This window comes from Nocardioides sp., from assembly GCF_025965415.1.
Classification (GTDB): Bacteria; Actinomycetota; Actinomycetes; order Propionibacteriales; family Nocardioidaceae; genus Nocardioides.
The window spans coordinates 38,483-47,923 of the sequence record NZ_JAOPWY010000155.1; the positions used below are offsets into that span (position 1 = coordinate 38,483).

Genomic DNA, 9,441 nt, shown 5'->3' on the forward strand with positions numbered 1-9,441 from the left:
GTTCCCCGGCTGAAGCAAGCAACAGGAGACCACCATGGCTGTTCCGAAGCGGAAGATGTCGCGCAGCAACACGCGTCACCGCCGTTCGCAGTGGAAGGCCGTCGCGCCTGCCCTCGCGACCTGCGCCAACCCCGCCTGCGGTGCCAAGCACCTGCCGCACCGTGCCTGCGGCCAGTGCGGCCAGTACGGCGCCAAGGCCGACCGTCGCCAGGTCCTCTGACCACCGACGAGCTCCGCGCAGCGCTCGGTGATCCGGTCCTGGATCCCGAGCTGCTGCAGCGTGCGCTGACCCACCGCTCGTTCGCCTACGAGAACGGGCAGATCCCGACCAACGAGCGCCTGGAGTTCCTGGGCGACTCGGTGCTCGGGGTCGTGGTGACCGAGACGCTCTACCTCGCCCACCCGGACTTCTCCGAGGGCCGCCTGGCCAAGCTGCGCGCCGCGGTCGTCAACGCGCGCGCCCTGGCCGACGTGGCACGCGAGATCGAGCTCGGCCAGCACATCCTGCTGGGCCGTGGCGAGGAGACGACCGGTGGCCGCAACAAGGCCTCGATCCTCTCCGACACCGTCGAGGCGGTGATCGGCGCGATCCACCTCAGCGGCGGGATGGGCGAGGCCGCCAAGGTCATCCACCGGCTCTTCGACCCGGTGATGGAGGCCGCCGCGTCCATGGGCGCCGGCCTCGACTGGAAGACCTCCCTCCAGGAGCTCTCCGCCAACCTCGGCCTCGGCGTGCCCGACTACCTCATCGAGGACGACGGCCCCGACCACATGAAGACCTTCGTCGCCCGTGTCCGCGTGGGCGAGCGGGTGCTCGGCAACGGCACGGGCCGCTCCAAGAAGGAGGCCGAGCAGGGCGCCGCCGAGACGGCCTACCGCGAGATCCAGGCCGCGCAGGTCGCGCCCGGCACCAACGCGTCCCCCGACGCCGCGGCGCTCGGCACCGCCCCCGAAGACACCGCCTCGGACACCGCTCCCGACACAGCGGTCGCCGCCACCGACGCCTGAGCCGTGCCCGAGCTCCCCGAGGTCGAGGTCGTCCGCGCCGGGCTCGAGCGCCACGTCCTCGGCAGCGTGATCGAGTCGGTCGAGGTGCTGCACCCCCGACCGGTCCGCCGCGACCACCGCGGCTCGACGGGTTTCGTCGCCGCGCTGGTGGGCCAGCGCATCACCGCCGTACGCCGTCGAGGCAAGTACTTCTGGCTCGCCCTCGCCGACGGTGACGCCCTGCTCGGCCACCTCGGCATGAGCGGCCAGATGCTCCTCCACGAGCCCGGCACCCCCGACGAGCGGCACCTGCGCGTGCGGTTCACCCTCGTCACCCCCGAGGCGCGCCGCCTCGAGATGCGCTTCGTCGACCAGCGGATGTTCGGCGGCCTCGTCGTCTCCGCCGGCGGGGCCGACCTGCCCACGGAGATCGTGCACATCGCCCGCGACCCGATCGACCCGGAGTTCGACGACGACGAGTTCGTCCGCCGCGCGCGACGGCGTACGTCCGCCGTCAAGCGGCTCCTGCTCGACCAGGGGCTGATCTCCGGCGTCGGCAACATCTACGCCGACGAGGCGCTCTGGCGCGCGCGGCTGCACGGCGAGCGACCGGGGGACCGGCTCACCGGTCCGGTGCTGCGCGACCTGCTCGGCCACGTCCGCGCGGTCATGGGGGAGGCGCTGTCGCAGGGCGGCACGTCGTTCGACGCGCTCTACGTCAACGTCAACGGCGAGTCGGGCTACTTCGACCGCTCGCTCGACGCCTACGGCCAGGAGGGCGAGCCGTGCCGTCGCTGCGGTACGCCGATCCGCCGGGTCGCCTTCATGAACCGCTCGTCCTACTTCTGCCCGGCCTGCCAGCGCCCGCCGCGTGCCTCCCCGCGGCGCACCGGTGCCCGTTGACCGACCGCCACCTCGGTGGGACTCTGGGAGATGGCCGCCGAGCGCGGCCCCTGGCACCGGAACTCCCGAAAGGCACCCCATGGCCAAGGCTCTGATGGGTCATGTGACCACTGAGCTGCACTCCACCACGACGCTGGTCGTGGAGAACCGTCGACTGCGACGTCGGGTCACCGACCTCGAGACGATGGTGCTGCGGCTCCAGGCCGACAACGACCGGCTCGCGGCGGCGGCACGCGACGACGCCCTGGCGGTCGAGGACCTGCAGCCCGTCTGACGCGTCCCGCGTCACCTGCACGACACACCCGATGCACCCCGCCGCTCGCGCGACGTAGGGTCTCCGACTTGTGGGCACCCTCGTCGAGACCGTCTTCCCGGCCCGGCTCGGCACCGGGTTCCGCTGGCTCGTCGGCTCGTCCTGGGTGACCAACCTGGGCGACGGGATGCTCATCGCGGCCGGCCCGCTGCTCGTCGCCTCGCAGACCCGCAACCCGCTCCTCGTCGCCTCGGCCATGCTGGCCCTCCAGGCGCCGTGGCTCGTCGTCGGGCTGTTCGCCGGCGCTCTCGCCGACCGGCTCGACCGACGTCTCGTCATGGTCGTCGCCAACACCGTCCGGGGGCTCGTGCTCGCGGGGCTGTGCACCGTGATCGCCACCGGGCACGTCAACATCGCGATCGTGCTCGTGGCGATGCTGGCGCTGGGCACGGCGGAGACCTTCGTCGACGCCACGGCCGGGACGCTCACGCCGATGCTCGTCGACAAGCGCGACCTGGGCATCGCCAACTCGCGGCTGATGGCCGGCATGATCACCGGCAACCAGCTGGTCGGCCCCGCCGTCGGCGCGCTGCTGTTCTCGGTCGGGATGGTGTGGCCGTTCGCCGTGACGGTCGTGTGCATCGCCGTCGGCGTCGTCCTGGTCTCCCGCATCGGCACACCGCCGGGCGCGGTCCGCGCCGACGTCGACACGCACATCCGGCAGGACATCGCCGAGGGCGTGCGGTGGCTGATGGGCAACCCGCCCGTGCGCACCCTGGCGGTCATCATCGTGGTCTTCAACGTCACGTGGGCGGCACCGTGGTCGGTGCTGGTGCTGTGGGCGCTCGAGCGGGTCGGGATCGACGAGGCCGGCTTCGGCCTGCTGACCACGGCCTCGGCGGTGGGCGGCCTGCTGGCCACCTTCTCCTACGGCCGGCTCGAGCGGGTGGTGCCGCTCGCCACGCTCATGCGCACGGTGCTGCTGGCCGAGGTGCTGTTCCACCTCGCGATGGCGCTGACCACTTCGCCGTGGACGGCGTACCCGCTGATGGTCTTCTTCGGCGCCTACGCCTTCGTCTGGGGCACCCTCTCCCAGGCCGTGCGGCAGCGGGCGGTGCCGAGCGAGCTCCAGGGCCGGGTCGGCTCGGTCTACATGATCTGCGTGATGGGCGGCATGCTCGTCGGGTCGGCGCTGGGCGGCGTCATCGCCGGGGTGTGGGGCCTCACCGCGCCGTGGTGGTTCGCCTTCGTCGGCTCGGGCCTGACGCTCGCGCTGGTGTGGCGCTCGCTGGGCCACATCGCCCACGCGGACGAGAGCGCGCAGACCACCGCCTGATCCGCGGGATGGTTCGATGGGTGGATGGATGCCCTCGCCGCGCTCGTCGAGTCCCTGCCGGGTGGAGTGGTCGCCACCGACCCCGCCACGTTGGAGAACTACCGCTTCGACTGGGCGAGGGACCCCGGCGCCGGCACGCCCGTCGCGGTCGTCCGGGCCGAGGACGCGAGCCAGGTGCAGACGGCCGTGCGGTGGGCGGCGAAGCACGGCGTGGCCGTGGTGCCGCGCGGCGCCGGGTCGGGGCTGTCGGGCGGCGCGAGCGCCGTCGACGGCGGCATCGTGCTCAGCCTCGAGCGGATGTGCGCCATCGAGATCGACACTGACTGCCAGGTGGCCGTCGTCGAGCCGGGCGCGCTCAACGCCCAGGTCAAGGGCGCGGCCCGGGAGCACGGCCTCTGGTACCCGCCCGACCCGTCGTCGTACGAGATCTGCTCCATCGGCGGCAACGTCGCGACCAACGCCGGGGGGCTGTGCTGCGTGAAGTACGGCGTGACCACCGACTACGTCCTCGGCCTCGACGTGGTGCTCGCCGACGGCACGCTGGTCACCCTGGGCGGCAAGCGGATCAAGGACGTCGCCGGGCTCTCGCTCGTCAAGCTGTTCGTGGGCTCCGAGGGCACCCTCGGCATCGTGACGCGGGCGATCCTGCGGCTGGTCCCGCAGCCCCTTCCGCCGGCGACGCTGGTCGCGTCGTTCGCCTCGGTCGTGGCCGCGGCCGAGGCCGTGGTCGCCGTACGCCGCACGCTGCGGCCCTCGATGATGGAGCTGATGGACCGCGCGTCGATCAACGCCGTCGAGGACCACGCGCCCCGCGGGCTCGACCGGTCGGCCGGTGCCCTGCTGGTGGTGCAGTCCGACGCCGCCGGCGATGCCCGGGTCGCGGAGATCGCGACCGTCGAGGCGGCCTGTGCGGCTGCGGGCGCCACCGAGGTGGTGGTGACCGACGACCCGCAGGAGGGCGAGATGTTCGTCGAGGCGCGGCGCCTGGCCTTCCCGGCGGTCGAGGCCAGGGGAGCGCTGCTGCTGGAGGACGTCGGTGCGCCCGTGCCGGTGCTCCCGGACCTGCTCGCGGCGGTCGCGGAGATCGCGCGCGTGCACGACGTGGAGATCCCCACCGTCGCGCACGCGGGGGACGGCAACACCCACCCGATCATCGTCTACACCGCTGGGGACGCCGACTCCGAGCGTCGCGCCCGCGCCGCCTTCGACGACATCCTGCAGGCCGCGATCCGGCTCGGGGGCACGATCACGGGGGAGCACGGGGTGGGGCGCACCAAGAAGGCGGCGCTGCCCGACCAGCTCGGCGAGGACGTGATGGCCCTGACCCGGCGGGTCAAGGACGCTCTCGACCCGCAGGGGATCCTCAACCCGGGCGCCGTGCTGTGACGGGCCGGCCCCGGTGACTGGCCGTCGTTGGTTACGGTCGAGGGCATGATGCGCGAGCGCCACCTCTTCGGCCCCGGTCCGTCCAACCCCTACCCAGAGGCCACCCGTGCCCTGGCCGAGCCGTTGCTCGGTCACCTCGACCCGGAGTTCCTCCGGATCATGGACGAGACCTGCGAGATGCTCCGCACCGTCTGGGGGACGTCGAACGCCCGGACCCTCCCGCTGAGCGCGACCGGCTCGGCCGGCATGGAGGCGGCCTTCGTCAACACCGTCCACCCCGGCGACGTCGTCGTGGTCGCGGTCAACGGGCTCTTCGGCCAGCGGATGACCGACGTCGCCGCCCGTTGCGGCGCCGAGGTGATCGCGGTCGAGCACGAGTGGGGCCAGCCCGTCGACGTGGATCGTGTCCTCTCCGCCCACCCGTCGCCGGCGATCATCGCCGCGGTCCACGCCGAGACCTCGACCGGCGTCCGCTCCGACATCGCCGCCCTGGGGGCGGGCAAGGGCGACGCCCTCCTGCTCGTCGACGCCGTCACCTCGATCGCCGGCGTCGAGCTGCGCGCCGACGACTGGGGCATCGACCTCGGCTATGCCGGCACCCAGAAGTGCCTCGGCGTCGCGCCCGGCCTCGCGCCGTTCACGATCAACGACCGCGCCTTCGAGCGCCGGGTGGAGAAGCCGCGCTCGTGGTACCTCGACCTCGGCATGCTCGGCGGCTACGTCGGCGAGGCGGGGCTGAAGGAGGGAGGCAAGGCCCAGCGGACCTACCACCACACCGCCCCGACCGCGATGGTCGCGAGCCTCCACGCCGGCCTCACGCGCATCCTCGACGAGGGCCTCGATGCCGTGTGGGCCCGCCACCAGGCCGCCGGCGACGCGCTCCAGACGGGACTCGAGGCGATGGGCCTCGAGCTCTTCGCCGCCGAGGGGCACCGCCTTCCCGACCTGACCACCGTGAAGGTGCCCGAGGGCGTCGACTCCGCCGCGGTGCGCCGCGAGCTCCTCGAGCGCTACGACCTCGAGATCGGCGCGGGCGCCGGGGCGTACGCCGCCAGCGTGTGGCGGATCGGCCTGATGGGCCACAACGCCCGTCCCGACGCCGTGCTCCTCGTGCTGGCCGCGCTCGCGGACGTGCTCGGTCGTGCCTGAGCGCGGTGCCGTGCGGCTGCGGCCGATGACGCAGGAGGAGTACGCCGCCTACCGCGCCGGGGCCGAGCGCGAGTACGCCGAGGACATGGCCGCGTCCGGCCAGCTCGACCTCGCCGCCGCCGTCGAACGGTCCGCCGCGCAGTACGCCGAGCTCCTGCCCGACGGCCTGGACAGCCCGGGGATGCACCTGTGGACCGCGGAGACCGGCGACCCGGCCGAACCCGTCGGCCTGGGCTGGATCGAGCTGCGGCGGCGCAGGGCAGGCGTCTCGGCGTGGATCTACGACATCCACGTCGACGCCGCCCGGCGGGGCGAGGGGCTGGGCCGGGGGATCATGGAGGCCCTGCACGACGCCGCCCGCGGGCTCGGGGCGACCTCGGTCGCCCTCAACGTCTTCGGGCACAACGCCACCGCGATCCACCTCTACGAGTCCCTCGGCTACGCGGTCACCGCCCAGCAGATGAAGCGTGACCTCTGAGCTGTCGCTTCGGCTGTTCGCCCACGAAGTCCGCGGCCGCATGAAAACCTCGACCAGGTGTCCACCCTGGATCCTCCCGCGCACGCACACGTGCCCGCGCAGCTCGCCGCCCGTCGCGTCGACGCGACCGCGCGCGCCCTCGTGCGGTCGTGGCGGCTGACCGTCCTCGGGACCACGTGCTTCGTCGGCGTCTGGGTGGCGCTGATGGCGCTGGCCGTGGTGGTGGACGATCTGCTCTACCTGCCGGTGCTCGCCATGATGGCCGTGGCGAGCGCCTACAACGTCCGGCGGTTCGTGCCGCGTGCGAGCGACGAGCGACCCTCCGGCGTGGCCCTGGCGTCCCGCGACGCGGCCGAGGTCAGGACGCGCCTGCGGGCCCACACGGAGGTCGACGTCCCGGAGCAGATCCACCTGACCGCGGACCCGTTCGTGCGCATCGGCGACGACGGCGTGCTGCGCATCGGCCTGCCGGTCGCCCTCTGCCTCGACGCCGCCGACGTCAGCACCCTGGTCGAGGACGCGACCTTGGCCCACACCCTGGCCTCTCGTCCGCCCGCGGCCGGCGCCCGGCGCATCGCCGAGGGCCGGCTGGGCAGGGGGCTGCGCGACGGGCCGGAGCGGGCCAGCCGGCGGCTCCTCGCGGGGCTGGACGCCCGTGCCGACGCCTTCTACGAGGCGCTCGACGAGAGCGTGCAGGCGGTACGGGAGGAGCGGTCCGCGGCGTGGGCGCCGACCCTCGTGCGCCACGGGCTCGTGGTCGAGGCGTGGTGGCTGGTGCTGCAGCGGTGGGTGGTGCCCGCGCTCGAGGAGCGGCACCTGCCCGTGAGGGCGTTCAGCGGGGCGCGCGACCTGCTCGCCGCGGCGACCGAGCTGCGCCTCACGGACGTGCCGGTGGTCGCTGCTACGCCCCTCCTGCCCGCGCACCGGGCCGAGGCGTACGAGGAAGCGGTCGCCCGCACGCTCTCCGCCCGGCCGGACGGCCTCCAGGAGGTCACGTGGGTCGACCACGCTCCCGCGGTCCTGCTGCCGATGTGGCGCCGTACGGTCGCCCGCGGCCTGGTGGCGGTCGCCCGTGCGGTCGGCGAGCCCCGCCCGGCGACGCTGGGCACGTTGATCGAGGTCCTGGAGCAGGGGTGGGGAGAGACCATCGCCGCCAGCCTCGCCGACCCGCTCGGGGCACCGGACGACGTCTCCGGCGTCATCCCCGACCTGCTGGCCGCGGCGACCTGGCTGGCCGGCCTCGAGGCGCCGGGGGCACGACTGTCGTGGAGCTGGCCGTTCGGCCCGATGCTCGACACCCCGGACCGCGACGGGCTCGACGCCGGTGCCGCCGCTGCAGCGGCGCTCGGCGAGCTCGCGCGCACCGGGGGCATGTCGGGGTATCGCCACCTGCTCCGGGAGCACGGCGTCGACCTCGACACCCCGATGTGGCTGGACGAGGGGGCGGGCCCCGAGGCGGACCGGGTCATCGCCTCCGTGGTGGCCCACACCGGCTGGCGGAAGAACGTCGTGCTGGTGCTGTCCGAGCAGGCCCTCCGGGTCTTCGAGGACTCGTACGTCGAGTCGGTCCGGCGCGACGTACGGCTGCGGATGGTCGGGCCCCACGAGACGCTGGAGCCGCTGATGAGCGCCGTCGAGGACGGCGCGGCCGGTGATCCGACGGTCGAGGTGCAGGTGCGGGACGTCGTCCACGCCGAGCTGGCGTCCGTCCTGGGCGGGATCTACTGGCGGCTCCGGGTCTGGACGGTCGACGGCACCACGCGGATCCACGCTGCCGGCGACCCCGGGCTGGTCGAGCAGGTGCTCGAGCACCTCCTGCAGGACCGGTTGCGGACCAGGTGGACCCATCTGCCGACCCGTCTCCGGACGGCACGCTTCTGGTTCACGTCGATCGTCCTCGGGCTGGGCAACCTGCTGGTCCTGACCGGACCCATCGGGTGGGTCACCGGCGACGCGTCCGCCCCGGACGCCCTGGCCACGTCCGCCCTCGGGCTCGGCGTCCTGCTCCTGGTGCTCCTCCCCGGCGCCGTGCTGTCCGGGGTCGCCGCCCGGCGGGCCGCACGGGCGACCGGGCACCTGCGGCCGGCTCCGCGACACGCGGGCGCGCGGCGTCGGACCGGCGCGGGCTGACCGTAGGCTGGAGGAGCTGCCTTCCCCCGACGAGCAGTCTGCGAGGATTCGCCGACGCGTCGACGCGCACGTGCCCACGAAGGAAGCGAGACTCGGTGTACCTGAAGAGCCTGACCCTCAAGGGGTTCAAGTCCTTCGCGTCCTCCACGACGCTCCAGCTCGAGCCGGGCATCACGTGCATCGTCGGCCCCAACGGGTCGGGCAAGTCCAACGTCGTCGACGCGCTCGCCTGGGTCATGGGTGAGCAGGGCGCGAAGTCGCTGCGCGGCGGCAAGATGGAGGACGTCATCTTCGCCGGTACGTCGGGGCGGCCCCCGCTCGGTCGTGCCGAGGTCCAGCTCACCATCGACAACACCGACGGCGCGCTCCCGATCGAGTACGCCGAGGTCACGATCGGCCGCACCATGTTCCGCAACGGTGGTTCGGAGTACGCCATCAACGGCCAGCACTGCCGCCTGCTCGACGTGCAGGAGCTGCTCAGCGACTCCGGCATCGGCCGGGAGATGCACGTGATCGTGGGCCAGGGCCGGCTCGACTCGATCCTGCACGCGACGCCCGAGGACCGCCGCGGGTTCATCGAGGAGGCCGCGGGCGTCCTCAAGCACCGCAAGCGCAAGGAGAAGGCGCTCCGCAAGCTCGACGCCACCGACGGCAACCTGACCCGGCTGGCCGACCTGCTCTCCGAGATCCGGCGCCAGCTCAAGCCGCTCGGCCGCCAGGCCGAGGTGGCCCGCCAGGCAGCCACCGTGCAGGCCGACGTGCGCGACGCCCGCGCCCGGCTGCTCGCCGACGACCTCGTCACCGCCCGCACCGCCCTGG

10 protein-coding genes are annotated in these 9,441 nt (G+C 73.5%); all 10 read left to right on the forward strand.

The genetic code is table 11. The features are described from left to right. Window positions 1-34: 34 nt before the first annotated feature. Window positions 35-220: a 50S ribosomal protein L32 gene (gene rpmF / locus JWN97_RS16090; protein WP_207082025.1), complete on the forward strand. Its 186-nt coding sequence runs from the start codon at window positions 35-37 to the stop codon at window positions 218-220. Next, on the forward strand, window positions 217-1,008 hold the full coding sequence (gene rnc, locus JWN97_RS16095; RefSeq protein WP_363321303.1) for a ribonuclease III: 792 nt from the start codon (window positions 217-219) through the stop codon (window positions 1,006-1,008). The genes rpmF and rnc overlap by 4 nt, the downstream gene beginning before the upstream one ends. A 3-nt stretch (window positions 1,009-1,011) precedes the next feature. Next, on the forward strand, window positions 1,012-1,890 hold the full coding sequence (gene mutM / locus JWN97_RS16100; RefSeq protein WP_297624811.1) for a bifunctional DNA-formamidopyrimidine glycosylase/DNA-(apurinic or apyrimidinic site) lyase: 879 nt from the start codon (window positions 1,012-1,014) through the stop codon (window positions 1,888-1,890). Window positions 1,891-1,984: 94 nt separating this feature from the next. Then, window positions 1,985-2,164, forward strand: coding sequence for a hypothetical protein (locus tag JWN97_RS16105; RefSeq protein WP_297624833.1), 180 nt, complete (start codon window positions 1,985-1,987; stop codon window positions 2,162-2,164). A 70-nt stretch (window positions 2,165-2,234) separates the two neighbouring features. After that, window positions 2,235-3,479: an MFS transporter gene (locus JWN97_RS16110; protein ID WP_297624814.1), complete on the forward strand. Its 1,245-nt coding sequence runs from the start codon at window positions 2,235-2,237 to the stop codon at window positions 3,477-3,479. A 24-nt stretch (window positions 3,480-3,503) separates the two neighbouring features. Further along, entirely contained in the window at window positions 3,504-4,865 is a 1,362-nt protein-coding gene (locus JWN97_RS16115) for an FAD-linked oxidase C-terminal domain-containing protein (RefSeq protein ID WP_297624817.1), read from the forward strand. Between the two features lie 45 nt (window positions 4,866-4,910). Next, window positions 4,911-6,014, forward strand: coding sequence for an alanine--glyoxylate aminotransferase family protein (locus JWN97_RS16120; RefSeq protein ID WP_297624819.1), 1,104 nt, complete (start codon window positions 4,911-4,913; stop codon window positions 6,012-6,014). Next, window positions 6,007-6,492: a GNAT family N-acetyltransferase gene (locus JWN97_RS16125; protein WP_297624823.1), complete on the forward strand. Its 486-nt coding sequence runs from the start codon at window positions 6,007-6,009 to the stop codon at window positions 6,490-6,492. Before JWN97_RS16120 ends, JWN97_RS16125 begins: the two co-directional genes overlap by 8 nt. A gap of 57 nt (window positions 6,493-6,549) precedes the next feature. Then, complete coding sequence (locus JWN97_RS16130; protein WP_297624825.1) at window positions 6,550-8,622, forward strand: hypothetical protein; 2,073 nt, start codon at window positions 6,550-6,552, stop codon at window positions 8,620-8,622. Window positions 8,623-8,717: 95 nt separating this feature from the next. Beyond that, the coding region (locus JWN97_RS16135) for an AAA family ATPase (RefSeq protein WP_297624829.1) at window positions 8,718-9,441 on the forward strand (724 nt) is incomplete at its 3' end.